Here is a 25,373-nt window from a genome sequence, read left to right on the forward strand (position 1 = left end):
ACGGGCGACGTCACAGGCGATTCGCTTCCGTCTATTGACTTCTATTCACGTGCCTAAGACTCTGCATGACCATATGCAGGCCGGGCAAGGGGCAGCGGATGATCAGGTTCGACGCAGTCAGCAAGCGGTACCCGAACGGCACGACCGCCGTGGACGAGCTGTCCCTGGACCTTCCCGAGGGCGGCGTCACCGTCCTCGTCGGATCCTCCGGGTGCGGCAAGACGACCACGCTGCGGATGGTCAACCGCATGGTGGAGCCGACCTCCGGCACCATCAGCGTCGGCGGCCGCGACATCCTTCAGACGGACGCCGCCGAGCTGCGCCGCGGCATCGGCTACGTCATCCAGCAGTCCGGCCTCTTCCCGCACCGCACGATCCTGGACAACATCGCGACCGTCCCGCTGCTGCTGGGCTGGGGCCGGCGCAAGGCCCGCGCCCGCGCCGGCGAACTGCTGGAGCTGGTCGGCCTGCCCGCCGACGCCGGCAAGCGCTATCCGCACCAGCTCTCCGGCGGCCAGCAGCAGCGCGTCGGCGTGGCCCGCGCGCTCGCCGCCGACCCGCCCGTCCTTCTGATGGACGAGCCGTTCGGCGCGGTCGACCCCGTGGTGCGCACCCAGCTGCAGAACGAGCTGCTGCGGCTCCAGGAGGAGCTGCGCAAGACCGTCGTCTTCGTCACCCACGACATCGACGAGGCGGTCCGCCTGGGCGACCGGATCGCGGTATTCCGCTCCGGCGGCCGGCTCGTCCAGTGCGCCGAGCCCGCCGAGCTGCTCGCCCGCCCCGCCGATGACTTCGTCGCCGACTTCCTGGGCGCCGAGCGCGGCCTCAAGCTGCTCTCGCTCACCGACCTCGCGGACGTCCCCCACGCGCCCGGCGGGGAGATACGCGCGGACGCACCGGTCGGCGGCATACCCCGCGACGGGGACCGCTGGCGCCTGGTGATTTCCCCGCGCCGCGAACCGCTGGGCTGGCTGGACACCGACGCCCTGCCCTCCGGCGGCACGGCCGGCGAGGCCCCCCTGGAGGCCGTCCGGCCGCTGCGCGACACCGACTCCCTGCTCTCGGCGCTCAACGAGGCGGTCTCCTCCCCCGCCGGCGCCGTCGCCCGGGTCACCGCCGACGGCGTGCTCGCCGGCGTCACCTCCCGCGACGCCATCCACGAACGGGCCGGCCGCAGCCACGCGGAGGCCGGCCGGGCGCCCGCCACCGCCGAACGGGCCCCCGGGGACGCCGCGCCCGGCCCGGCCGAGGCCGCCACGGAGCGCCCCGCATGACCATCGAGTGGGGCTGGTTCCCCGACCACACCGGCGAGCTGGCCCGCCTCACCGCGGACCACCTCGCCACCGCCGTGCCCGCCGTCCTCCTCGGCCTGCTGATCGCGCTGCCGCTGGCGGTCCTCGCGCACCGCGTACGGCCGCTGCGCGGCTTCGTGCTCGGCGCGTCCAACATCCTCTACACCATCCCCTCCCTCGCCTTCTTCGTCCTCCTGCTGCCGGTCACCGGGCTGACCCGGACCACCGCGATCACCGGTCTGACCGCGTACACCCTGGTGGTGCTGGTGCGGAACACCGTCGAGGGGCTGGACGCGGTCCCGGCCCGGGCCCGCGAGGCCTCCCGGGCGATGGGGACCTCCCCGCTGCGCACCCTGCTCACCGTCGAGCTGCCGCTCGCCCTCCCGGTGATCATGGCGGGCGTGCGGGTCGCCACCGTCATGTCCATCTCCCTGGTCAGCGTGGCGAGTTACATCGGATACGGCGGCCTCGGCCAGCTCTTCACCGACGGCTTCCAGCGCAACTTCCCCACCCCGGTCATCGCCGGGGTGGTCTTGACCCTGCTGCTCGCCCTGGTCGCCGACGCGGTGCTGGTGACCGTCCAGTGGCTGTGCACCCCCTGGCTGCGCGGCACCTCCGGGCCGCGCCGACTCAAGCTGCGGAAGCGAGCGTGACGCCCCGATGCTCGAACTCCTGAAGAACCTCGCCGCCTGGCTGACCAGTTCCGCCCAGTGGTCCGGCCCCGAGGGCATCGCCACCCGCGTCCTGGAGCACCTGGAGTACTCGGTGCTCGCCACCCTCGCCGCGGCCGTGATCGCGCTGCCGGTCGGGCTGCTCATCGGGCACACCGGCCGCGGCGCCTTCCTCGCCGTCAACCTCGCCTCGTTCGGCCGGGCGCTGCCCACCGTCGGCCTGGTCACCCTGGTCTTCCTGGCCGGCGGCCTCAGCGTGTGGCCGGTCTACGTGTCCCTGGTCGCGCTCGCCGTGCCGGTGATCATCACCAATACGTACGCGGGGATGGCGGCCGTCGACCCCGAGGTCAAGGACGCCGCCCGGGGCGTGGGGCTGCGCGGCCGCCAGATCCTCTGGCAGGTCGAGATCCCGCTCGCGCTGCCGCTGATCATGACCGGGGTGCGGCTGGCGACCGTGCAGGTCGTCGCCACCGCCACGATCGCCGCATACGTCAGCTTCGGCGGGCTGGGCCGCTATGTCTTCGACGGCCTGGCGCAGCGCGACCTGGTGCAGGTCCTCGGCGGGGCGGTGCTGGTCGCCGTGCTCGCCGTCGTCGCCGATCTGGCCCTGGGCGGCCTGACGCGGCTGCTGTTCCGCGGCCGCCCGGCCGCCGCCCGCTGAGCATCCGCCGCCCCGCCCCCCGTACGCACCGAGGAGCCCGCCCATGAACCGTCGTACCGTCCTGACCACCCTCCTGGCCGGCGCCTCGGCCCCGCTGCTGGCCGCCTGCTCCTCCGGCATCACCTCCCTCAAGGGGGACGGCGCCGGCGGCGACGGCGGCAGCAGCGGCGGCGGACTGGTCATCGGCACCGCCAACTTCACCGAGAACCAGGTCCTCGGCTACCTCTACGCGGGGGTGCTGAACGCCGCCGGGGTCAAGACCACGGTCCGGCCCAACCTCGGCTCCCGCGAGATCGTGGTCCCGGCGCTGCGCTCGGGCGATATCGACCTGCTCCCCGAGTACCAGGGCAGCCTGCTGCTCTACCTCGACAAGAAGGCCACCGCGACCGAGGCCGGTGCGATGCAGAACGCGCTGGCCACCGTGCTGCCCGACGGCCTGGAGGTCCTCCCGTACGCCTCCGCCGAGGACCGCGACAGCTTCGCCGTGACCCGGCGGACCGCCGACCACTACGGCCTGAAGACGCTCGACGACCTCCGCAAGGTCAACGGCAAGCTGATCCTCGGCGCGGCCGCGGAGATGAAGAAGCGGGTCGTCGGGCTCGTCGGCCTCAAGGACCGGTACGGCGTGGAGTTCAAGGAGTTCAAGGCGCTGGACTCCTCCGGTCCGCTGGTCAAGGGCGCCCTGAAGAAGGGCGACATCGACATCGCCAACGTCTTCACCACCGATGTCGACACCGCGGAGAACGGGTGGGTGCTGCTGGCGGACCCCAAGCACCTGATCCCCGCCCAGCACATCGTCCCGCTGATCGCCGCCCGCAAGGCCGACTCCCGGGTCCGCAAGGCCCTCGCCCGCCTCGGCAACGCCCTCACCACGCCCGACCTCACCGAACTCAACCGCCTGGTCGACAAGGAGAAGCAGGACCCGGACCGGGTGGCGGCCGCCTGGCTGAAGAAGCACAAGCTGGTCTGAGGCCGGCGGCCGCACCCCTCCCGCCGGCGGCCGCACGCCTCACGCGGGCGGCGGGCCGCCGTACCGCAGCGGGAGTCCGAACAGCGGGAAGAGCCGCTCGGTGTCCAGGAACGAGTGCAGCCCGGTGACCCGGCCGTCCGCGAGGTCCAGGGCCTGGATCGCCCAGGGCCGGCCGTCCGCGCGGTACTGCCCGAACGCCGGGCGGCCGTTCGCCTCGACGGGCACCAGGTGCGAGCCCGCGCAGCCGCCGCCCGGCCCGCGCAGCCACGCCAGGAAGTCCTCGCGGCCGCGCAGCCACAGCGCGTACGGCGGCATGGACAGCGTGGAGTCCTCGTGCAGCAGGGCCGTCAGGGCGTCCAGGTCGAAGCGTTCGAAGGCGTCGACATAGCGCCGCAGCAGTTCCTGCTGGCTGTCGTCCAGCGGCCCCGGGGGCTCCTCGGGGGACGCGGCGAGCGTGGCCCGGGCCCGCTGCAGCGCGCTGTTGACCGAGGCGACCGAGCTGTCCAGCAGCTCCGCGACCTCGCGCGCCGACCAGCTCAGCACCTCCCGCAGGATGAGCACCGCCCGCTGCCGGGGCGCCAGCCGCTGGAGCGCGGCGATGAACGCGAGCCGGACGGATTCCTTGGAGATGGCGTGCTCCGCGGGGTCCCCGGCGGCCGCCAGCACCCGCGCGTCGGGGACCGGCCCGATCCACGTCGCCTCGGGCAGCCCCGTGCCGATGGGCGTGTCCACGCTCGCGGGCGAGGCGAGATCCATCGGCCGCGCCCGGCGCCGGCTGCCCTTGAGCAGGTCCAGACAGACGTGGGTGGCGATGCGGTAGAGCCAGGAGCGCAGCGAGGCCCGTCCCTCGAACCGGTCGTGGCCGCGCCAGGCCCGCACCATCGTCTCCTGCACGGCGTCCTCGGCCTCGAACGCCGACCCCAGCATCCGGTAGCAGTAGCCGGTCAGCTCGGTGCGGTGCGCCTCCAGGCGGTCGGCCAGCTCGCCGGGCGCGGTGTCCGGTGCGCCGCCGTCCCCGGCCGCGCCCTCCACCGTGATCTCATTCGTCGCGGAACGCTTCATCGCGGACCCGTCCCTCCGCCTGTCGGTCGGCCACCGCCCCACACGCCCCGACCGTACCGGAGCATCCGGCACCAGTCTGCTCCCCGGCGCGGGGCCCCGCAGCCGCAGGCAGGACGGGCCCCGGCCGGCGAGCCGCCCGTTCCTATCCCCGCGCCCGCGCCGCCGACCCGCGCTCCGAGAGGCGCGGGGCGCACAGGATGCGCTTGCGGCGGACCCGGCGGCCCTCGATCGCGGCGACGGCGAGCCGGGCGGCCTCCTTGGCGATCTCGCCCAGGCCCCAGTCGACGGTGGTCAGCGGCGGGGTCAGCACCCGGGAGACGGGGTGGTCGTCGAAGCCGACGACGGACAGGTCCCGGCCGACGGTCAGGGCGGCCTCGGCGGCGGCCGCGTAGACGCCGTAGGCGATGGAGTCGGAGAAGCAGAAGACGGCGGTCGGCGCGGTGAGCGCGGAGGTCCCGGCCGGGCGGCCGTCCGGGCTGTTGGTCAGGACCCGGCGGGCCATCGCGGTCGCCTCGCCCAACTCCTGGGCACAGGGGAGGACTTCGACCTCGATGCCGAGCCGGTCGGCGGCCTCGCGCACATAGCGGTCGGCCGGGCGGTCGGGGGTGGAGGGGCCGGTGGGGGTCAGCACGGTGATCCGGCGGTGGCCCAGGCCCCGGAGGTAGTCCAGGACGGCGTCGATGCCGGCCCGGTTGTCGAAGAGCACCTCGCCCGCCGTGCGGGCCCGGCTCAGGGCGTCGCCGATGGAGACCACCGGCACGGCGTCCGCGATCTTCGACCAGCCCTCGGCGGACGGGTCGACCGGGGAGACCAGCAGGCCGTCCACCCGCTGGTCGCGCAGCTGCTTGGCGAGGGCCAGCTCGCGCTCGGGGTCGCCGCCGGCGTCCAGGATCAGCGCATAGCGGTCGCCGGCCAGCAGCTCGCGCCCTATGGCCGCCATCAGCTGCTGCTGCCACAGGTCCTGGAGATCGCCGGCGAGCACGCCGACCGTGCTCGTCCGGCCGCTGACCAGCGCACGGGCGATCGGGTCCGCCTCGTAGCCGAGTTCCGCGGCGGCCTTGCGCACCCGCTCCTCGGTCTCCTTGGAGACGTGCTTGCCGCGCAGGGCGTAGGAGACGGCTGCGGTGGAGAGTCCGGTGGCCTCGGCCACCTCGCGGAGGGTGGTGCGCTTGTTGGGCCTGGCCATGCCCGGAAGCCTACCCAAGGAGGGGGCGGCGGCCGTCCCGCCGCGGGGGTGCGCCGGGCGCGACCGCCGCCCGGCGGGTGCGCCCCGGCCTTGACAGCGCCCTCTGTTAACCGTTTCACTTAAACGCATCAGTTAAGCGGTTAAGTACAGCGCGTCCACGGCGGCGGAGGGCGCACCCCGGCCGCCCGGACCACCACCCGCAGCCGAGGGAGGCCCGTGCCCACCGACGTCCACCAGCACCTCTGGCCGCCCGGGTTCCTCGCGCTGCTGCGGGCCCGCGAGGCGCCCCCGCGGCTCGACGGCTGGACGCTCCATCTGCCCGGCGAGGCGCCGTACACCGTCGACCCCGCCGACCACGACATCGCCGCCCGCGCCCGGCTCGCCCGCGCCGACGGCCTCGATCGGGCCCTGGTCTCGCTCTCCAGCCCGCTGGGCATCGAGGACCTGCCGCCCGCGGAGGCCGCCCCGCTGCTCGCCGCGTTCCACGACGGCGCGCTGGACCTGCCGGCCCCGTTCGGCGTCTGGGCCTCGGTCTGCCTCTCGGCGCCCGCACCGGACCCCGAAGCGCTGCGGCGCGAGCTGGCGCGCGGCTGCGTGGGACTGCAACTCCCGGCCACCGCGCTGCTCGACGCCGCGGGCTGGGCCCGCTGCGCCCCGCTGCTGGACGCCGCCGCCGCACTGGACAAGCCGCTGTTCGTGCACCCCGGGCCGGCCCCGTGCACCCCGGACACCCCCGCCTGGTGGCCCGCCCTGGTCCCGTACGTCCAGCAGCTGCACGCCGCCTGGTTCGCCTTCCGCGCCGTCGGGCGGCCGCGCCACCCGGACCTGCGGGTCTGCTTCGCGGCGCTGGCCGGTCTGGCGCCGCTGCACGGGGAGCGGCTGGTCGCCCGCGGCGGCGGACGCGAGCGCGGGCGGGTCGACTGCGATGTCTTCTACGAGACGTCCTCCTACGGGACCCGCGCGGTCGACGCCCTCGTCCGGGCCGCCGGGATCGATGTCGTCGTCAGCGGCAGCGACCGGCCCTACGCCGCCCCTGTCCTCCCCGACCTCGGTGCGCGGGCCGCGATCCACGCGCTGCGCACCGTCAACCCGGCCCGCCTGCTGGGCCCGACGAAAGGAGCCGCCCGATGACGCACCGCACCTCCCAGGCCGATCCCGCCCGCGAGGTCCCCGACGGCGCACAGCCGTTCACCGCACTGCCCGAGCGCAACCTCGACAAACGTGAGCTGCGGGAGCTGGTCGACACCCTCGCCGCCCGCCCGGACCTGTGGCGCGAGCAGGTCGCCTTCTCCGACACCGACCGCCACTACGCCTCCCTGCACCGCGACGAGTTCGTCGATGTCTGGCTGCTGTGCTGGACCCGCCAGAACGACACCGGCTGGCACGACCACGACCTGTCCTCGGGGGCGGTGGGCGTCGTCCAGGGCGTGCTGACCGAGTCCAACCCCCGGATCGGCGGCGAGCACCTGGCCACCGCCGTCGGCGCCGGCTCCTCGTTCTGCTTCGGCCCCGACCACATCCACCGCCTCACCGGCGCGAGCGACGACGCGGTGTCCGTGCACGCCTATTCGCCGCCGCTGTGGCGCCTGGGCCAGTACGACATCACCGACGACGGGCTGATGCGGCGGGTCTCGGTCTCGTACGCGGACGAGCTGCGGCCGATGGACGGGGCACATGCGGCTTAGCGCGGCCTGACGGCCCGTCCGGCCCCGCCGGCCCCGGTCCGCCGGGGCCGGCCGCCCCACTTTCGACCACCCCCGCCTATTGACCTTCCATTCACCGCCGTTGATCCTGCATGAATCCATACAGGCGCGCGACGCGAGGCGGATCCATGGCAGGTGTGGTCGAACGGCGCTCCATCGACGTCGTCCCGGACGACGAACGGCACGGCCGCGCGGTCAGCCAGTTCACGCTCTGGCTGACCGCCAACCTCCAGATCACCGCCGTGGTCACCGGCGCGCTGGCCGTCGTCTTCGGGGCGAACGCCTTCTGGTCCCTGATCGGGCTGCTGCTCGGCAACCTCCTGGGCGGCGCGGTGATGGCGCTGCACTCCGCCCAGGGACCGCGGCTGGGACTGCCGCAGATGATCACCTCGCGGGCGCAGTTCGGGGTGCGCGGCGCGGCCGTCCCCCTGGCGCTGGTCATCGTGATGTACATCGGCTTCTTCGCGAGCGGCAGTGTGCTGGCCGGGCAGGCGGTCGGCGCGCTGACACACCTCGGCGAGACGCCCGGGATCGTGTTGTTCGCCGCGGTCACCGCCGTCGCCGCGGCCGTCGGCTACCGCCTCGTGCACGCCCTGGGCCGGATCGCCGGCCTGGTCTGCGCGCTGGCGTTCGTCTACCTGGGCATCCGGCTGCTGCACCGCGCCGACCTCGGCACACTGCTGGCCGACCACCGCTTCGGGCTGCCGGTGTTCCTGCTCGCCGTCTCGCTCTCGGCCTCCTGGCAGCTGGCGTTCGGACCGTACGTCGCCGACTACTCGCGCTATCTGCCGCGGCACACCTCGGCGCGCGCCACCTTCTGGTGGACGCTGTCCGGCTCGGTGCTCGGCGCGCAGTGGTCGATGACCTTCGGCGCGCTGGCGGCGGCCGCGGCGCCGGCCGCGTTCGTGGGGCACGAGGTCGGCTATGTCGTCGGCCTGGGCGGCGCCGGACTGACCGCCTCCCTCCTGTACTTCGTCATCGCCCTCGGCAAACTCACCATCAACGTGCTGAACACCTATGGCGGTTTCATGTCGCTGGTCACCGGCGTCAGCGGCTTCCGGGGGCAGCGCACCCTCTCCCCGCGCGGGCGGGCCGCCTACATCGCGGGCATCATGGTCGCCGGCAGCGCCGTCGCCCTGCTGGGCAAGGACTCGTTCCTGACGGCCTTCAAGGACTTCCTGCTCTTCCTGCTGACCTTCTTCACGCCCTGGTCGGCCATCAACCTGGTCGACTATTACCTGATCTCCAAGGAGCGCTACGACATCCCGGCGCTGAGCGACCCCGGCGGCCGCTACGGCGCCTGGAACCTCCGGGCGCTGGCCGTCTACGCCTTCGGCGTGCTGGCCCAACTCCCCTTCCTGACCACGCACTTCTTCACCGGCCCGCTGGTGGCGCCGCTGGGCGGCGCCGATGTCTCCTGGCTCGTCGGGCTCGGCGTGCCCGCCGCCGCCTACTGGGCGGTCGCCCGGGGCGACACCGCGCGCCTCCCGGAACCGGCGACGGCGCCGCCCGCCGAGCACTCCCCCGCCCGATCCGGGGGCTAGCCCTACCGCGCGGCCCGTCCCGCGTGCGTACGCTCGGCCCATGGCGACATACGACCCCGAGCTGCGCAGAGAGCTCGACGCGACTCTCCAGACCCGCCGGGAGCTGGGGCCGGACTACGAGCCGGAGCTGCTGGAGTCCTTCCTGGAGAAGGTCGAGGAGAACGTCGACCGGCGGGTGCGCCGGCACCTCGCCGAACAGCAGGTCCAGGTCGCGCGCGGGGCCCGGCCGGCCCGCCCGGAGAGCGAGGCGCAGGCCTTCTGGCAGCGCTTCGGGTTCGCCGCCCTCTCGCTGGTGCTGGCCGTTCCGCTGACCGCGATCGCGGTGGGCGAGGCCGGGCCGGTGGGCCTGATCGTGTGCTGGGCGGGCATCGTCGGCGTCAACGCCGCCCACCGCTCGGGTGCGCGCACCCCGCGCCCGGGGGCGGACCACCGCGGCGTCGCGGCGGACTGAGGCCGCGGCGGAGACCGGACGGGAAGGCTGTCGCGGGGACCGCCGCACCCCGGGACGAACCGGGGGCGGGACGACGGCGGTCCCCGCGAGGGACGCGTGCCGGGTCAGGGCCGGTCGTCGCGTCCGGTGGCGACGCGAGGTCCGGGAGCCGCTCCGGAGGTCCGTGTCGCCGTGCACACCACTGTGCACAAGGCGTGTTAAGCCCGTGCTGCGGTCACGTGACGCCCGCGTGCACGATGCGGTGACGGCCCGTTTCCGCACCGCGAGTTGACGCCGGGGCAGCCGCCGCGGCGGACCGCTTCCGGCGGCCGCCGCGCACGACCGCCGCCGGAAGAACCGCTACTTGCCGGCCTCGCGCGCCAGGTAGGCCAGCAGGTCCTGCCGGCTCACCACGCCCTTCGGCTTGCCCTCGACGAGGACGATCGCCGCGTCCGCGTTCTCCAGCACCGCCATCAGGTCGGCGACCGGTTCGCCGGAGCCGACCTGCGGCAGCGGCGGGCACATGTGCTTCTCCAACGGGTCGCTCAGCGAGGCCCGCTGGGTGAACAGCGCGTCCAGCAGCTCCCGCTCGACGACCGAGCCGACGACCTCGGCGGCCATCACATCGGGGTGCCCGGCACCGGGCTTGACGATCGGCATCTGCGAGACGCCGTACTCGCGCAGCACCTCGATCGCCTCGCCGACGGTCTCCTCCGGGTGCATGTGCACCAGCGAGGGCAGCGCGCCCTCCTTGTGCTGGAGCACCTCGCCGACCCGCGCGGCGGGGCCGCCCTCCTCCAGGAAGCCGTAGTCGGCCATCCACTCGTCGTTGAAGATCTTGGAGAGATAGCCGCGGCCGCTGTCGGGCAGCAGCACGACCACCACGTCGTCCGGGCCGAGCTTCGAGGCGACCTCCAGCGCGCCCACCACGGCCATCCCGCAGGAGCCGCCGACGAGCAGGCCCTCCTCCTTGGCGAGCCGCCGGGTCATCTGGAAGGCGTCCTTGTCGGAGACCGCGACGATCTCGTCCGCGACGGTGCGGTCGTAGGCGGTCGGCCAGAAGTCCTCACCGACGCCCTCGATCAGATACGGGCGCCCGGAGCCGCCGCTGTAGACCGAGCCCTCCGGGTCGGCCCCGATGACCTTGACCCGGCCGTCGCTGGCGTCCTTCAGATAGCGGCCGGTGCCGCTGATCGTGCCGCCGGTGCCGACACCCGTCACGAAGTGGGTGATCCGCCCCTCCGTCTGCTCCCACAGCTCGGGGCCGGTGCTCTCGTAGTGGGAGCGCGGGTTGTTCGGGTTGCTGTACTGGTCCGGCTTCCAGGCACCGGGCGTCTCGCGCACCAGCCGGTCCGAGACGTTGTAGTACGAGTCCGGGTGCTCGGGGTCCACGGCGGTGGGGCACACCACCACCTCGGCGCCGTAGGCCCGCAGCACATTGATCTTGTCCGTGGACACCTTGTCCGGGCAGACGAAGATGCACTTGTAACCCTTTTGCTGGGCGACGATCGCCAGGCCCACACCGGTGTTGCCGGATGTCGGCTCGACGATGGTGCCGCCGGGCTGCAACTCACCCGACTGCTCGGCGGCCTCGATCATCCGCACGGCGATCCGGTCCTTCACCGACCCGCCGGGGTTGAAGTACTCGACCTTCGCCAGGACGGTGGCCTGGATCCCTCGAGTGACGCTGTTGAGCCGCACGAGCGGGGTGTTGCCGACCAGCTCAATCATCGAATCGTAAAACTGCACGGTGGTCTCCGCGGTCAGGGGCACGCTCTCCTGCGCCCGTGCGGCCAGCCTATTGCCCGGGTCCGTTAGAGGAAGGGTGCGTTGCGTTCCGTGCGGGAACGGGCAACACCCTGTTGTAGGAGTTCTTGCCGATTCAGAGCGCGTCCGGCCCCCGGGACCGCGGCGCGCCCGCACTGCGCGGGGAGGTGCCCGGCCCATGCCGATGACGATGTCCAGGGCGAGAGTGGCCCGGCGGATCGCCACCGCGGCCGCGTTCGGCGGCGGCGGGGTCGGGCTGCTCGGCGTCGCCACCGTCGGTGTGCTGCTGACCGAGGTCCGGCTGGCCCGCCGCACGGTGGGCGGCTCCAGCGACATCCCGCCGTGCGCCGACGGCCGCTACGGCGCCGCCTTCGGCCACCGCAACGACCGCCCGCCGCTGCGGCTGGGCTTCCTCGGCGACTCCACCGCCGCCGGCCAGGGCGTGCACCGCACGTCCCAGACCCCCGGCGCGCTGCTCGCCTCCGGGCTGGCCGCGCTGGCCGAGCTGCCCGTCGACTTCCGCAATGTGGCGCTGCCCGGGGCGCAGTCGGACGACCTGGCACGCCAGGTGGAGCTGCTGCTGGCGGACACCGCCGCCACCCCGGACGTCTGCGTCATCATGATCGGCGCCAATGACGTCACCCACCGGATGCCGCCCGCCCGGTCCGTGCGCCACCTCTCCGAGGCGGTGCGCGCCCTGCGCGCGGCCGGCTGCGAGGTGATCGTCGGCACCTGCCCCGACCTGGGCACCATCGAGCCGGTCTACCAGCCGCTGCGCTGGGTGGCCCGGCGGCTGTCGCGGCAGCTGGCCGCCGCCCAGACGATCGGCGCGGTCGAGAGCGGCGGGCGGACGGTCTCGCTGGGCGATCTGCTCGGGCCGGAGTTCGAGGCACGTCCGCGGGAGCTGTTCGGGCCGGACAACTACCACCCGTCGGCCGAGGGCTACGCCACCGCCGCGATGGCCTTGCTGCCGACGCTGTGCGCCGCACTGGGCCTGTGGCCGGAGGAGGAGCGTCCGGAGCCCTCCCGTGGCGAGGGACTGCTGCCGGTCGAGCAGGCGGCCGCCGAGGCGGCTTCCGAGGGCGGTACCGAGGTCACCGCCTCCCGCGCCCCCTGGGCGCTGCTCAAGCACCGCAGGCGGCGCCAGCTGCCGGCGGCCGAGCCGACGGATCCGTCCTCGGTCACGGGCTGACGCCGCGGCAGGCGGGCGGGGGCGGCACCGGGGCGGGCCCTACGGGAATATCCGGCGGCCCCGCCCCGTTCCCATAAGCGGTCGCTTAGAAAAGAGGCCCGCATCACAGGGCGCACCCCGTGACCTCAGCAGTACGTGCAGGTAACTTCCCACACAGTCCTGCCCATTACGTCACCCGACCACTTCGCACGAGGCGCGCGCCCCGCGCCGTTCCTTCTCTCGCCCTCTGGAGCCGTGATGCCCGAAGCCGTGATCGTCTCAGCCGCCCGCTCCCCGATCGGCCGCGCCTTCAAGGGCTCGCTCAAGGAGGTGCGCCCGGACGATCTGACCGCGCAGATCATCCAGACCGCCCTGGCCAAGGTCCCCGAGCTGGACCCGAAGGACATCGACGACCTGATGCTCGGCTGTGGTCTGCCGGGCGGCGAGCAGGGCCACAACCTCGGCCGGATCGTGGCCGTCCAGATGGGGATGGACCACCTTCCGGGCTGCACCATCACCCGTTACTGCTCCTCCTCGCTCCAGACGACCCGGATGGCGCTGCACGCCATCAAGGCGGGCGAGGGTGACGTCTTCATCTCGGCCGGTGTCGAGACCGTCTCGCGCAGCGTCAAGGGCAGCTCCGACGGCCTGCCGGACACCCACAACCCGCTCTTCGCCGACGCCGAGGCCCGCACCGCGGCCCGCGCCGAGGAGGCGGGCGCCGGCTGGCGCGACCCGCGCGAGGACGGCCTGATCCCGGACGCCTACATCTCGATGGGCCAGACCGCGGAGAACCTCGCCCGCCTCAAGGGCATCACCCGCCAGGACATGGACGAGTTCGGCGTCCGGTCCCAGAACCTCGCCGAGAAGGCGATCAACGACGGGTTCTGGGAGCGCGAGATCACCCCGGTCACGCTGCCGGACGGCACGGTCGTCAGCAAGGACGACGGCCCGCGCGCCGGCGTCACCGTCGAGGGCGTCGCCGGCCTCAAGCCGGTCTTCCGCCCCGACGGCCTGGTGACCGCCGGCAACTGCTGCCCGCTGAACGACGGTGCCGCGGCGCTGGTCATCATGTCCGACACCAAGGCGCGCGAGCTGGGCCTGACCCCACTGGCCCGGATCGTCTCCACCGGCGTCTCCGGCCTGTCCCCCGAGATCATGGGCTACGGCCCGGTCGAGGCCAGCAAGCAGGCCCTGCGGCGCGCGGGCCTCTCGGTCTCCGACATCGACCTGGTCGAGATCAACGAGGCGTTCGCCGCCCAGGTCATCCCGTCCTACCGCGACTTGGGCATCGACCTGGACCGCCTGAACGTCAACGGCGGCGCCATCGCCGTCGGCCACCCCTTCGGCATGACCGGCGCCCGCATCACCGGCACGCTCATCAACTCCCTCCAGTGGCACGACAAGCAGTTCGGCCTGGAGACGATGTGCGTGGGCGGCGGCCAGGGCATGGCGATGGTCATCGAGCGGCTGAGCTGAGCTGTAGCGGAGGGTAGGGGTCGGGCATGAGGAACGAATGCCCGGCACCTGCCCGCAGCGGAGGCGAAGCTCAGCGCGACCAAAAGCGCGTGCGGCTGAGCTGAGCTGTAGCGGAGGGTGGAGGTCGGGTGCGAGGAACGAGTACCCGGCACCTGCCCGCAGCGGAAGCGAAGCTCAGCGCGACCGAGAACGCGTGCGGCTGAGCTGAGCCCGGCCGACGACGGGCCCAACCCCAGGAACGAACCCCCGGCCCCGCCCGCAGCTGACGACGGGGCCGGGCCCGAGGAACGAACCCCGGCCCGCCCAAGGGCGCATACGGCTTCCCGGCTTCCGCGTCACGGAACGCCGCCCCGCATCCGCGTCACCGAACGAGGACCGGCCCCAAAAACACCCCCGGCGGCCCGCGGAACAAAAAGGCACCCACACCCGCACCCACCCCGTCCGCGTCCCCGTCCCGCCCCACACGGCCCCGGAACCGGAACAAGGCCCCCCGCCCCGCCCCCATGCGCAAAACGGACCAACTCCCGCCCGGCGCACACCCTTCGCTGTCATGTGCATACAGGCGGCGACACGGCGTGACCTGCGCCACTTGTTAACGAGATCGCGACCCAATCCCCCCCAGGATTGTGACCAACGCCCCCACGGGACGGCGTTCTTGCAGGTCAGCACGGGGGCGCTCGCACATATGAGGCACCGACCCCCCTCCATTTCGGGACATAGTTCTCCGGGAGCGGTCGCCGACCACCGGCAGGCTGATGTAGGAAGTCGGAGAACATTCTGCTAACGGGAGTACGCCGGTGAGCGTGCCGCTACCAGGAGTGATCCCGTGAGCAAGCGCATCAAGGGGGTCACCGCGGCCGACGGCCGGGGCAAGTCCATGTACCGATGCGCGGCCCGAGGGAACAGGGCCGCCGAGCGAAGTGGGGAGGACGCATGAGCGTCACCACCCTCGTCCTGCTACTGGCCGCGGCCACCGCCGTGGCGCTGGGCACCGTCGCCCTGCGCACCGCCCGTGCCCTGCGCCGTCAGATCGCCGAGCTGCACGCCGAACTCGTGGCCGCCCGTCAGGACGCCGTCGCCCGCACCGAGGTGGCACACCCGGCCGCCGCGGCCATCCCGGCCGCCCGCGCCACCCCGGCCGCGGAGACGCCGCTCGCGGACATACGTGCCGCCGTCGCGGACGCGCTGGCCGAGGAGCGGGAGCGCGAACTGGCCGAGGCCCGCGCGTTCTGGGCCGCCCAGGAGGCCAGGGACGCCGCCGACGCCCCGTCGCTGCTCGGCGGTCTCGTCGGCCTCGGCGACGACAGCCCGCTGGACGCCCGCGCCGACCAGCGCGAGCTGCCCGACCGCCCGGAGTCCGACCGCTTCGACACCCACCCGTTCCTGCCGCGCCAGGCGGACTGGGCCGGCCTGGAGCCGCTGCTCGGCCCGGACGCCCTGGAGTCCGTGGAGGCGCTGGAGGCGCTGGACGCCCCGGAGCTGGAGCCCGTCGAGGAGACCGAGTCCGCCGAACTGGCCGCCGCCCGCCGGCGCCACCCCTCGCACCCGGACTTCTCCCCGTCCCCCGTGATCAGTGATCACGAGCGCACGGTCGCGCGCCTGGAGGAGCTGGCGCAGGAGGCCGTCCCGCTCGCGGATGTGCGCCCCGGCCCGCTCGGCACCCTGGACGTCTACGTCTTCGCCGACGGCACCACGCTCTGCCTGACCCCCGGACAGCGCGAGAGCGCGGAGCGCGTGGCCGGCGCACTCCGGGCGGGGCACTCCCCCGTGCTGCTCGGTGGCTCCGGCATCTCCGGCGCGTACGCGCTGACCTTCTCCTGGGGCGAGACGCGCGAGGAGAGCGTCTACATCCTCGCCGACCGCGTCATCGCCTCGCTCTGATCCGGCGCGGCGGCTCCCGCTAGCAGCGGTCCGCCGCCGCCCGTACCCACTGCACGGCCTCCGCCAGCACCTCGGCGGGGGCCTCTTTTGCGTCAGAATCCGCCGGTTCGTCGGACACCCGGGCCGCCGCGGCCCGCAGCGCCTCGACGAGATCGTGCCCGGCCACCGCCAGCTGGTCGCCGACCGCGAACATCCCGGCGTCCGGCATCTCGTACGGGGGCCGTCCCGGCTGCTCGATCCGCTGCGCACGGGTCGCCAACCGCCGCGCGAGGGCGAGCGCTTCGGCCGCCGCGCCCTGGCGGAGCGCGCTCTGCGGCAGCGCGCGGAGGCGGTCGGCGAGGGCGTCCACGGCGGACTGCAAGGGGGTCACGTCAAGCACGCCGTGAGCCTATGCGCCACTCCCGGGTGGTTGCCAACGGCCGAACGCTCAGGCACGGTGTGCTGAAGTACCAGCATCGACCGCGTCCGGAGGCGCCGATGTCTCAGCTCTTCTCCGAAGAGACCCACCGGAACATGCTCTCCCGTATCCCGCACTGCACCGGCCGGGAAATCTCCGACTGGCTCCGCACCGTTGACGAAGGCCCCGCTCTCTTCCGCTTCGACGAAAAGGTCAGCTGGCTCCGCGGTGAGCACAACCTCGCCTACGGACACGCCAAGGCAATCGTCCATGAACACGATCTCAGGCGCGCTGCGCGGAAGTTCTGACCGCCGATGACGGGGCCGTGGCCCCGCAGGCGCAGAACACGCGACATGCCTTCACGCCAAGGGCCCGCAGGCAACAGCCTGCGGGCCCTTCGTCGTGTGCCGGAGGGTCAGTCGCCCCGGAGGATGGAGATCAGCCGGAGCATCTCCATGTAGATCCACACCAGCGTCAGCGTCAGACCGAAGGCGGCCAGCCAGGACTCCTCGCGGGGGGCGCCGTAGGTGACGCCGTCCTCGACCTGCTTGAAGTCCAGCGCCAGGAACAGCGCGCCGAGGACCACGCCCACGATGCCGAAGACGATGCCCAGGCCGCCGCTGCGGAAGCCGAGGCCGTCACCGCCGCCGAACACCATGAACAGCACGTTGACCAGCGAGAGCAGGACGAAGCCCATCGCGGCGATCATCACGAAGCGGGTGAAGCGCGCGGTGACCCGCACGATCCGCGTCTTGTAGGCGACCAGCATGGCGACGAACACCGCCATGGTGCCCAGCACCGCCTGCATGGGGGCGCCGTTCATCTTCGGCAGGTCGTTGATGAAGCCGCTGAGCGCGCCGAGGAAGAGTCCCTCCAGCGCCGCGTACGCCAGGATCAGCGCGGGCGAGGGCTTGCGCTTGAAGGACTGGACGAGGGCCAGCACCATCGCGACGAGGCCGGCGCCGATCGCGAAGCCGAGGCTCTGCGTCAGGAAGAGCCAGCCGACGGTGGCGCCTGCGATGACCGTGCCGAGCGTCATCGCGGTCCGCGCGACGACGTCGTCCATCGTCATCGGGCGGTGCTGCGGCGGTGCCTGGGTGACGTACTGCTGGCCCTGGGCGTACGGGTTCGTGCCGGCGTACGGCGGTGCGGCGGGGCCCCCGGCCTGCGGCGGCGCGTTGAAGCCCGCGTAGCCGGTGTCGCGGCTGAACCCCCGTCGCGAGAAGACCGGGTTGCTGCTCCTCATCTCACTCCTCCATGGCCGCCCTGCGCGGCCTTGACGGCAAGCGTAATGGCTTGGCAAAGGCGCGTCGCTCGTTCTTGAGCAGGATCTTTCCCTGATACCCGGACGGCATCCGCCATGAGGAGGACGTATGGCGCGGCCCGAACGTGCCCGGATCCGGGCACGGGCCCCGGCCGCGCGGCCGGTCCGGGCCCCCCGCGCCCTTTCCGGCATTCCGGTTATTCACTCCGCCGTCGCCGGGCCTTGTCCCGCGCGTGGCCGCCGCGTGATGTCCTCGTGCTCGAACGGCTATTTCCCTCTCCTTCCTTCGGGGTTACCCGGGCTGCGCTTCGCCACGGAATCCGATAAATCTCTGATCGCAACGGACGTCACATGACGCGGCAGGCAACCCTTTCGCGGGAGGGCCCGTCTTCCCTGCCGGCCGGAGCACGCCCTGGTGGGTGGATCCGCAGGGCTGACACATGGTCAAGATCCGAACGCCGGAGCGCCCCTTCCCGAGGGCCCCATGGCTCACGATCCGTAGCACCGAGGTCGCTATGGGTCGCCTTACAAGGGTACAGATGGGGCTATTCTGGCGGGAAACTGTAGCGAAAGAGGGTTGAGGTGCCTGTGCCTGACGTCTCAGTAGTCGTCATCGTCTACAACGACGCCGACCGGTTGCCGACCGCGGTCCAGTCCGTGCTGGACCAGACGCTCCGGGACGTCGAGGTGGTGATCGTCGACGACTGCAGCACCGACCGTTCTTTCGAAGTGGCGCAGCATCTCGCGGCCGGCCATCCCGGCCGGGTCAGAGCCTTCCAGCTGCCGGAGAACAGCGGCGCCGGGGGCGAGCCGCGCAACGCCGGAATCCAGCACACCCGGGGCCGGTACGTCATGTTCCTGGACAGCGACGACGTCCTGGAGGTCAACGCGTGCCGGAACATGCTGGAGGCCGCCGAGAAAACCGACTCGGACATCGTCTCCGGCCTGTGCGTGCGACTGCACAAGGACACCCGCAACCAGAAGCGCGACGAGTGGTATTCCTGGCTTTATTCCACGACCCGCACACTGGAATCCGTCACGGAATTGCCGGACCTTTTCGTATGGGACACCCTGTCCACCAACAAGTGTTATCGCCGGGAATTTCTGATCGAAAACGATCTGCGATTCCCCAAGGGGATGTTCTACGAGGACCTGATGTTTATCGCCGACGCCTATCTTGCGGCGCGGCGCATCACCTTGATTCCCAATCAGGTCTACTTCTGGCACGTCCATGAGCAGGCCGCCGTGAAGTCGGTGACGAACCGGCGGCACGAAATGACCAACTACACGCACCGGCTGGAGATCCACCGGCGTATCGACGCGCTGCTGGCGGAGCGCGGACTGCGCGAGATGAAGCTCGCCAAGGACGTGAAATTCCTCAAGCACGACCTGGTACTGCATCTGCGGGATCTGCCGTTCCGTGACGACGCCTACCGCCAGGAGTTCGCCGAGCTCTCCCGCGGATATCTCCAGGGCATCGCCCCCGAGGCGTACGAGCGGGTGCAGCCGATACAGGCCATCTGCGCGTATCTGCTCCAGCAGGGTGACTGGGAGCACCTGATCCCCGCGGTCGACACGCTCATCAACCGCGACAAGGTCTCCTCCCCGCTCGCCGAGCACGACGGCCGGATCTACTGGTGCGACGGCCATTTCGACGATCCGTTCGGCCGCGGCGTGCTGGACGTGACCGACCTCGGCTACCACGAGAAGTCCGTCGGCCGGCTGTTCCTGCGCAACCAGCTCACCCGCTTCCGCTCCTCGGGCCGCTCCGTCACCCTGACCGGGCAGATCACCAACCCGCTCGGCGTCATCCCGCCGGACGCGACCCTGACGGGCCAGCTGGAGTTCAGCGCCCGCCGGCGCAGTCTGCAGTCCTTCCACTTCCCCGTGCGGGTGCTGCGCCACGAGGGCGACACCGTCCACTGGGAGGCCGCCGCCGACCTCACCGCGAAGCTGCGCCCGCTGGGCATCGTCGACACCATCTGGGACGTGCGGCTGCGCCTGGACGTGAACGGGGAGCGCACCACCACCCGGCTGACCGTCGCCGACACCGAGCTGTCCGCCGGGCTGCCGGTCCGGCCGCGGCTGACGCGGATGGTCGCCGACCACCTCCAGCCGCATGTCTCGGCCAAGGGGCATCTGGCGTTCCGCCTGGTCAGCGAGAGCCGTAACGCCGAGCGGGTGCAGGAGCTGATCACCCGCGGGGTGCGGGGCAGGCCCGGGACGCTGGCCAAGACCGGCTACCGCAAGGCGAAGGCGCTGCGGCAGAAGGTCACCTCCGGCGACAACAAGCTGCGCGCCTACCACGAGGTCTTCAGCCGGCTGCCGGTCAAGAAGCGCACGGTGGTCTTCGAGAGCCACCTGGGCAAGCAGTACAGCGACAGCCCGCGTGCCCTGTACGAGGAGATGCGCCGGCAGGGCCTGGACTTCGAGGCGATCTGGTCGTACGCCGGGTCCCCCAAGGACTTCCCCAAGGACGCCACCCTCGTCAAGCGCTGGTCGCTGCCCTATCTCAAGGCGCTGGCGCAGGCGGAGTTCTGGGTCGACAACCAGAGCTACCCGCTCAAGCTCACCAAGCGCCCGGAGACCACCTACCTCCAGACCTGGCACGGCTCGGCGCTGAAGAACATGGGCTTCGACCAGCCGTCGCTGAAGGCGCAGACCCGGCAGCAGCAGGCCGAGCAGCAGCAGTCGCTGGACCGCTTCGACCGCTTCCTGATCCGCTCCGAGCACGATGTGCACACCCTGGCCAAGGCCTTCCGGCTCAAGGAGAAGACCCTGCTGCGGGTGGGCTACCCGCGCAATGACGCCCTGGTCCGCGCCCGGGAGCGGGAAGTGCGGCTGGGGCGGCGTGAGCGCGGACCGCTGGCAGCGGAGTTGAAAATTCCCGAGGACCGGACCGTGCTGCTGTACGCACCGACCTTCCGCAAGGCGGGCGGCCGGCACGGACGCTTCGAATTGCCCTTTGACATCGAGCGTTTCGCCGACCGGTTCGGCGACCGCTATGTCCTCCTGGTGCGCTCGCACTACCTCAATCACGTGGTGCTGCCGCCGACCGTCGAGGGCCGGGTCATCGACGTCTCCGCGCACCACGACGTGACGCCCCTGCTGGAGCTGGCCGACGGTCTGATCACGGACTATTCCTCGGTGATGTTCGACTACGCGCTGCTCGACCGGCCGCTGGTGTTCTTCACCTACGACTACGACGAGTACGTGCACGAGGGCCGCGGCACCTACTTCGATCTGCTGGAGCACGCACCGGGCCCGGTGGTCCGCACCGAGGACGATTTCCACAAGGCAATCAAGTCGTTCGAGTCGCAGGCTCTCGAATACGCGAAGAGCCGCCAGGAATTCGTCGCCAAGTTCGGCGAATACGACCGGGGCGACGCCGCCAAGAGCATCGTCGATCAGTTTTTCGCGCAGTGGAGCCGTTGATGACCAAGTCGAACGCAGCCGCACCGCGGGACATCTTCTTCGTCTCCAACAGCGTCAACGAGATGGGCGGCATCACCAGCTGGTCGCACCAGATGGCCCGCCTGTTCAGCGAGCGCGGCCACCGGGTGCACCTGATCGGTGTGGTGCCGGCCCCCGAGGGCCGGGCCCATGAACTCGCCCCCGACGTCCCGTTCCGCACGACCACGCTCTACACCGAGCACCCGCCCCAGGTCCGTCCCGTGCGCGGCCTGAAGGACAAGCTCAACCTCGTCGAGCAGCGCCGCCGGACCGCCCGTGAGGCCGGTATGCACGAGCAGGCCGCCAAGATGAGCGCGCTGTTCCGGGCGGCGGAGCCGGACGGGGTGGTGATCGTCACCCAGGTGTGGGCGATGGAGTGGGTCGCGCTGGCCGACACCGCGGGACTGACGGTGATCGGGATGAGCCACGAGTCGTTCGACACCTGCCGCAAGTCGTCCCGCTTCGGCCGGGTCAAGCGGTTTTACGGGGATGTCGACCGGATGCTGACGCTCACCCGCGAGGACGCCGACCGCTGGATCCGGCAGCGCATGGACAACGTCGGCTTCATGCCCAACCCGCTGCCGTTCTTCCCCGAGGTCCCCTCGGACCGCTCCCGCAAGTGCGTGGTCAGCATCGGCCGGCTCCACGAGGAGAAGGGCGTGGACCTGCTGCTGGAGGCCTGGGCGAGGGTCGCACCGCAGCATCCGGACTGGACGCTGCGGATCTACGGCTCCGGCGAGGAGGCGGACGCCCTGCGCAAGCAGGCCGCGGAGCTGGGCGTCGTGGACTCGGTCGAGTGGATGGGCCGGACCGCCGATGTGCCCGGAGCGCTGCGGGAGAGCGCGGTGTTCGCGCTCAGCTCGCGCGGCGAGGGCTTCCCGCTGGCCCCCATGGAGGCGATGGCGACCGCCGTCCCGTGCGTGGCCTTCGATGTGGCGCCGGGCGTCCACGAGATCATCTCGGACGGCGTCGACGGGCTGCTCGCCCCTCCGGGCAACATCACCGAATTCGCCCGGCACCTGGACACCCTGATGTCCGACAAGGACCTGCGGGACACGATGGGCGTGGCGGCCCGGGAGAACATCCAGCGGTTCTCCACCGAGGAGATCGTCGGCCGCTGGGAGAGCCTGTTCGCGCTCGTGGAGCGCTGAACCGGACCGCTTTCGGTGTGAGAGAGGTCACGCGCCCCGACGGGTGACCCCTCTCGCTCCGGGCCCTCCGCGCCGCTCCGGAGCCGCTGATTCCGCGGTATCGGGGGCCACGGCCGCGCCGGAGGGACCCTCCGGCCCCGGTCAGCGGCCCTCCCGCGCCGTGGTCCGACCATTGGCCGGAATTGATCCGGCCCCTAGCGTGTGCGCATGGATCTGACGCAGACCACGCACCGGACAGGTGCGCCCTGGCGCCCGTCCGCAGGATTGGCGTTCCTCCAGGAGGCGACCCGCACCCAGCGCCTCACCGGAGCGATCGCGCCCAGCAGCCGTCGGCTGGCCTCCCGGCTCGCGGTCCCCCTCCGGGAGCGCAAGCTCAGCCGCCCGGCCGCGATATTGGAGGTCGGCGCCGGCACCGGCACGGTCACCCGCGCCCTGGCCCGGCTCGTCGGACCCGCGGACCAGCTGGACGTGGTCGAGATCAACCCCAGCTTCGTGCGGCTGCTCACCGAGTCCATGGACCGGGACCCGGATCTGGCCGGGGCCGCTCCGCAGATCCGGCTGGTGCCCGAGTCGATCACGGACATGCGGCTGGCCCCGCACAGCTACGACATCATCGTCTCCTGCCTGCCGTTCGCGAACTTCGAGCCGGACGTGGTGCAGTCGATCTTCGAGCGCTACCTCTCCGCGCTCGCCCCGGGCGGGCATCTGACGTACTTCCGCTACCTCGGCACCGAGGCCGCCCGCACCCTCTTCAGCCGCCGCGCGGAGGTCGCCCGCCATCGTGCGGTCACCGCCGTCATGGAGGACTTCGAGCACCGCTACGGCGTCCACCGCTCCACGGTGTGGGGCAACCTCCCGCCCGCGCAGGTCCACACGCTGCAGGCCCCCGCGCCGGGGACCGCCCCCGCCCCGGCGGCCACCGCCTGACCCTCCCGCCGGGCCGCACGCCGCCTGCTCCCGGCCCCCGCTCCCGACTCCGGGTCCCCCGAGAGGACCTCGGGGTGCCCCGGCATGCCCGCACCCGGCGCGCATTCCCCGTGCACGGAATTCGGAAGCGGCCAGGAATGCCGGCCGCCGTCCGTCGAAGTGAGTGCGCGCGGGGCCCGGCAAGACGAAGGCGCGAGTATCAAACACACGTGCCGCAGAAGGAAGATCGGCATCCCGGGACGGCATCACAAGGCATTTGCCTTTGCCGCCCCGCACATGCCACGGCCGGTGCCGCTGAAAGGGCACGAATCCGCGACGCCCGGAAATAGCGGAAACCCCTGTACGGGCCACCGGACGGACCCGGGCCGCGCCTGCCGCGGACCGGTCCCCGCGGCCTCCCGGATTCCCTCACCGGCGGCATCGCCCGCCGCCCGTCCGGCCTGCCCTCGTACGGACGGAGGGGGCAGCCGGACACCCCGACAACCGCGTACGGCGGCCGGCGGCAAGGGGGCGGGGCGGAACCCGCGCGGACGGGCCTCAACTGCCCCGATGCCCCGTCAACTCCCGCGCCGAAGCGAACGGAAGAACTTCTGAGGCCCTCTCACACAGTGCCCGCGCCCCCGTGCGGGCCGGGCAGCGGTGAGCGGCGTCCGGCGCAACGTGCGGGAGTCCCGGGCGCATTGCGGCGGCCCGGAGCAACTGCCCTACGGCGTGCCCGGTGTCCGCCCCCGCGAACGCGAACCCGCGTGCCGTGGCCCGCGATACCCGGGCCGCTTCCCGTGATCCGAGGGGAAGGCGTACAGCAATTTGCGATTCGTTGACGCTTCACCCAAAATCGCCTTTTGGGTGGTGCCCGGAGCCGGACTTGAAACGGACCCGCCGCACCCTCTGACCTGCGACGATGCTCTGACCTCGGCGAATCGGCCCGCCCTGCCCCGCCCTAGCCCGGATCTTCCCGCACCAGCCGTACATGGTGCACCAGTTGGTGCACCGCGTGCGCACCGCCCCAGGACACGCGAGAAGCCCGACACCTGATGGCGCCGGGCTCCCCAACGCGGCCTGGGTGCCTGCGGAGCATGGCCAGAACCGCGACCCGTCGTGCTTCCCCGAAGGGACGACGGAGTCTAGATGATCAACTGTACGGTGAAACTACTCCCTCTGGCGTACCCGGCGCCAGGCATATGCCGTAGGGGTCACCCGTCCGAGCTACCCCAACGAGCGGTCAGCGATGTGCCGTAGCCGCTCGTCGAAGACGCCGGCAGCGTCCGGCGTGAACGAGGCCAGCGCGACCATGCTCGTCAGGATCACGTCGCACAGCTCTTTGCGGACGTCCTCCTCGGTATGGCTCTTGCCCTTCCTCGGGTTCGAGCCGAGCATCCCGTGCATCGCCTCGGCGACCTCCCCGGCCTCCTCAGTGATCTTCAACACACGCATGATCCGCGTCGCGTCCGGCGCGAGCGGGCTCTCCGCATCCAGCCACTCGCGCAGGCGCTCGACGGTCTTCCAGGTCTCTTCCATCACAGTCCTCCGGAGGGTCAGAACAGCGCCGGTACCAGTTCGGCGGCCTCAGTGGGGTCGGTCACCGGCAGCGTCCTCGCAGGGTGCAGAGCGAGCGAAATGGTGAGCGCGGAGTGGTCGGTGAGCCGGTCCGTACCCGTACGCGGTTCGTGGACGTAGGAGCAGGAGCGCAGCTCGGCCGCCAGGCTGGCCGAGGCGTGCACGTGATCGTAGCGATAGCCGTCGCCGGTCCGGCCCACCCACGAGTATTCAGCGGCGTCCGGGTGCAGCGCGCGGAACGCGTCGCGATACCCGGCCTCTCCCAGCCATTCGTAGAACCCGTACTCGAACTGCTGGAAGAACCGGTAGGCGGGCCGGTGCTCAGGCTCCAGTACGTTGAAGTCGCCGAGCACCAGCCCCAACCCGGCGTCACCGCGCGGCAGACCCGTGCGGCAGCGTTCGAGGAACGTCCGCTTCCGCGTGATCTTCGCTTCCGACGCGTCCCGAGAGGGCACGTACAGGCCGGTGATGTCGAGCGGGCCTTCATCGGTCGCGACGGTCACCGACACCGCGCGGTGCGGCAGGTACCCGACGGAGGCCGGCCCCTGCTGGGTCGGCAGGCGGCTCACGATCATCGCGCCGCGCTCGCCGCGCTCCGGCCGGGGAAAGGTGACCGCGTACCCGGCGTCACCGAACTGGGAGGCCAGGAAGGCGCAGCCAGCGCTGTCGACCGTCTCGGTCAGTACGAGCACCTGCTCGGGCCGCGCCGCGAGGTACGCGAGCTGGCGCTCGGCGCGTTCCCTGGACGGATTGTTCAGGTTGAACGTCAGCACATCGAGCGTGCTGGCCTGGCTGGTCATGAGCTGC

At 72.0% G+C, this 25,373-nt stretch carries 22 protein-coding genes; 15 read left to right on the forward strand and 7 right to left on the reverse strand.

What is annotated here, in order from left to right:
- Positions 1 to 98: 98 nt before the first annotated feature.
- From ACQP17_RS14240 to ACQP17_RS14255, 4 genes are read left to right on the forward strand one after another with little or no spacing between them, the layout of a single operon-like run.
- The gene (locus ACQP17_RS14240; RefSeq protein WP_433856613.1) at positions 99 to 1,274 is read left to right on the forward strand and encodes an ABC transporter ATP-binding protein; all 1,176 of its coding nucleotides are present in this window, start codon (positions 99 to 101) and stop codon (positions 1,272 to 1,274) included.
- Complete coding sequence (locus ACQP17_RS14245) at positions 1,271 to 1,945, forward strand: ABC transporter permease (RefSeq protein WP_433856614.1); 675 nt, start codon at positions 1,271 to 1,273, stop codon at positions 1,943 to 1,945. The genes ACQP17_RS14240 and ACQP17_RS14245 overlap by 4 nt, the downstream gene beginning before the upstream one ends.
- Positions 1,946 to 1,952: 7 nt before the next feature.
- A complete protein-coding gene (locus ACQP17_RS14250; protein WP_433856615.1) occupies positions 1,953 to 2,624 on the forward strand; it encodes an ABC transporter permease in 672 nt (223 codons plus the stop codon).
- A 43-nt stretch (positions 2,625 to 2,667) separates the two neighbouring features.
- Positions 2,668 to 3,594, forward strand: a complete 927-nt coding sequence (locus ACQP17_RS14255; protein ID WP_433856616.1) for an ABC transporter substrate-binding protein — start codon at positions 2,668 to 2,670, stop codon at positions 3,592 to 3,594.
- A gap of 39 nt (positions 3,595 to 3,633) precedes the next feature.
- Here ACQP17_RS14255 and ACQP17_RS14260 read toward each other — a convergent pair whose 3' ends face one another.
- The gene (locus ACQP17_RS14260) at positions 3,634 to 4,656 is read right to left on the reverse strand and encodes a sigma-70 family RNA polymerase sigma factor (RefSeq protein WP_433856617.1); all 1,023 of its coding nucleotides are present in this window, start codon (positions 4,654 to 4,656) and stop codon (positions 3,634 to 3,636) included.
- Positions 4,657 to 4,798: 142 nt separating this feature from the next.
- Complete coding sequence (locus ACQP17_RS14265) at positions 4,799 to 5,842, reverse strand: LacI family DNA-binding transcriptional regulator (protein ID WP_364878202.1); 1,044 nt, start codon at positions 5,840 to 5,842, stop codon at positions 4,799 to 4,801.
- Positions 5,843 to 6,058: 216 nt separating this feature from the next.
- On the opposite strand from ACQP17_RS14265, the gene ACQP17_RS14270 reads away from it, so the two are divergent.
- The 4 genes from ACQP17_RS14270 (at position 6,059) to ACQP17_RS14285 (ending at position 9,540) form a co-directional block, all read left to right on the forward strand.
- A complete protein-coding gene (locus tag ACQP17_RS14270) occupies positions 6,059 to 6,973 on the forward strand; it encodes an amidohydrolase (RefSeq protein ID WP_433856618.1) in 915 nt (304 codons plus the stop codon).
- A complete protein-coding gene (locus ACQP17_RS14275) occupies positions 6,970 to 7,527 on the forward strand; it encodes a cysteine dioxygenase (RefSeq protein ID WP_433856619.1) in 558 nt (185 codons plus the stop codon). The genes ACQP17_RS14270 and ACQP17_RS14275 overlap by 4 nt, the downstream gene beginning before the upstream one ends.
- A 146-nt stretch (positions 7,528 to 7,673) precedes the next feature.
- Entirely contained in the window at positions 7,674 to 9,089 is a 1,416-nt protein-coding gene (locus tag ACQP17_RS14280; protein WP_433856620.1) for a purine-cytosine permease family protein, read from the forward strand.
- 40 nt (positions 9,090 to 9,129) lie between these two features.
- The gene (locus tag ACQP17_RS14285) at positions 9,130 to 9,540 is read left to right on the forward strand and encodes a hypothetical protein (RefSeq protein ID WP_433856621.1); all 411 of its coding nucleotides are present in this window, start codon (positions 9,130 to 9,132) and stop codon (positions 9,538 to 9,540) included.
- 339 nt (positions 9,541 to 9,879) lie between these two features.
- Here ACQP17_RS14285 and ACQP17_RS14290 read toward each other — a convergent pair whose 3' ends face one another.
- On the reverse strand, positions 9,880 to 11,268 hold the full coding sequence (locus ACQP17_RS14290; protein ID WP_433856622.1) for a cystathionine beta-synthase: 1,389 nt from the start codon (positions 11,266 to 11,268) through the stop codon (positions 9,880 to 9,882).
- 196 nt (positions 11,269 to 11,464) lie between these two features.
- Here ACQP17_RS14290 and ACQP17_RS14295 point away from each other — a divergent pair, with 196 nt between their 5' ends.
- The 3 genes from ACQP17_RS14295 to ACQP17_RS14305 all read left to right on the forward strand — a co-directional run bounded on the left by ACQP17_RS14295 (position 11,465) and on the right by ACQP17_RS14305 (position 15,817).
- Entirely contained in the window at positions 11,465 to 12,478 is a 1,014-nt protein-coding gene (locus ACQP17_RS14295) for an SGNH/GDSL hydrolase family protein (protein WP_433856623.1), read from the forward strand.
- 237 nt (positions 12,479 to 12,715) lie between these two features.
- Positions 12,716 to 13,936 carry an acetyl-CoA C-acetyltransferase gene (locus ACQP17_RS14300; protein WP_433856624.1) on the forward strand — a complete coding sequence of 407 codons (1,221 nt, stop codon included), beginning with the start codon at positions 12,716 to 12,718 and terminating at the stop codon, positions 13,934 to 13,936.
- Between the two features lie 933 nt (positions 13,937 to 14,869).
- Positions 14,870 to 15,817 carry a hypothetical protein gene (locus tag ACQP17_RS14305; RefSeq protein WP_433856625.1) on the forward strand — a complete coding sequence of 316 codons (948 nt, stop codon included), beginning with the start codon at positions 14,870 to 14,872 and terminating at the stop codon, positions 15,815 to 15,817.
- Positions 15,818 to 15,836: 19 nt separating this feature from the next.
- Here ACQP17_RS14305 and ACQP17_RS14310 read toward each other — a convergent pair whose 3' ends face one another.
- Entirely contained in the window at positions 15,837 to 16,196 is a 360-nt protein-coding gene (locus ACQP17_RS14310; RefSeq protein ID WP_433856626.1) for a hypothetical protein, read from the reverse strand.
- A gap of 98 nt (positions 16,197 to 16,294) precedes the next feature.
- Between ACQP17_RS14310 and ACQP17_RS14315 the strand changes: the two genes are divergently transcribed.
- Positions 16,295 to 16,522: a DUF4287 domain-containing protein gene (locus ACQP17_RS14315; RefSeq protein ID WP_006605171.1), complete on the forward strand. Its 228-nt coding sequence runs from the start codon at positions 16,295 to 16,297 to the stop codon at positions 16,520 to 16,522.
- 107 nt (positions 16,523 to 16,629) lie between these two features.
- On the opposite strand, the gene ACQP17_RS14320 is transcribed toward ACQP17_RS14315, so the two are convergent.
- Positions 16,630 to 17,460 carry a Bax inhibitor-1/YccA family protein gene (locus ACQP17_RS14320; protein ID WP_433856627.1) on the reverse strand — a complete coding sequence of 277 codons (831 nt, stop codon included), beginning with the start codon at positions 17,458 to 17,460 and terminating at the stop codon, positions 16,630 to 16,632.
- A gap of 606 nt (positions 17,461 to 18,066) precedes the next feature.
- Between ACQP17_RS14320 and ACQP17_RS14325 the strand changes: the two genes are divergently transcribed.
- From ACQP17_RS14325 to ACQP17_RS14335, 3 genes are all read left to right on the forward strand, one after another.
- Positions 18,067 to 20,913 (forward strand): bifunctional glycosyltransferase/CDP-glycerol:glycerophosphate glycerophosphotransferase, encoded by a 2,847-nt coding sequence (locus tag ACQP17_RS14325; RefSeq protein ID WP_433859908.1) that lies wholly within the window; start codon positions 18,067 to 18,069, stop codon positions 20,911 to 20,913.
- Positions 20,913 to 22,082, forward strand: coding sequence for a glycosyltransferase (locus tag ACQP17_RS14330; RefSeq protein WP_433856628.1), 1,170 nt, complete (start codon positions 20,913 to 20,915; stop codon positions 22,080 to 22,082). The genes ACQP17_RS14325 and ACQP17_RS14330 overlap by 1 nt, the downstream gene beginning before the upstream one ends.
- Before the next feature lie 207 nt (positions 22,083 to 22,289).
- Positions 22,290 to 23,009: a class I SAM-dependent methyltransferase gene (locus ACQP17_RS14335; protein ID WP_433856629.1), complete on the forward strand. Its 720-nt coding sequence runs from the start codon at positions 22,290 to 22,292 to the stop codon at positions 23,007 to 23,009.
- A gap of 1,206 nt (positions 23,010 to 24,215) precedes the next feature.
- Here the strand turns inward: ACQP17_RS14335 and ACQP17_RS14340 are convergent.
- Together ACQP17_RS14340 and ACQP17_RS14345 are read right to left on the reverse strand one after the other, a co-directional pair.
- Complete coding sequence (locus ACQP17_RS14340) at positions 24,216 to 24,527, reverse strand: MazG-like family protein (protein ID WP_433856630.1); 312 nt, start codon at positions 24,525 to 24,527, stop codon at positions 24,216 to 24,218.
- A gap of 17 nt (positions 24,528 to 24,544) precedes the next feature.
- Positions 24,545 to 25,366 (reverse strand): endonuclease/exonuclease/phosphatase, encoded by an 822-nt coding sequence (locus ACQP17_RS14345; RefSeq protein ID WP_433856631.1) that lies wholly within the window; start codon positions 25,364 to 25,366, stop codon positions 24,545 to 24,547.
- Positions 25,367 to 25,373: the final 7 nt, after the last annotated feature.

Origin of the sequence: Streptomyces kronopolitis (assembly GCF_050953795.1) — a bacterium.
Lineage (GTDB): Bacteria > Actinomycetota > Actinomycetes > Streptomycetales > Streptomycetaceae > Streptomyces > Streptomyces kronopolitis_A.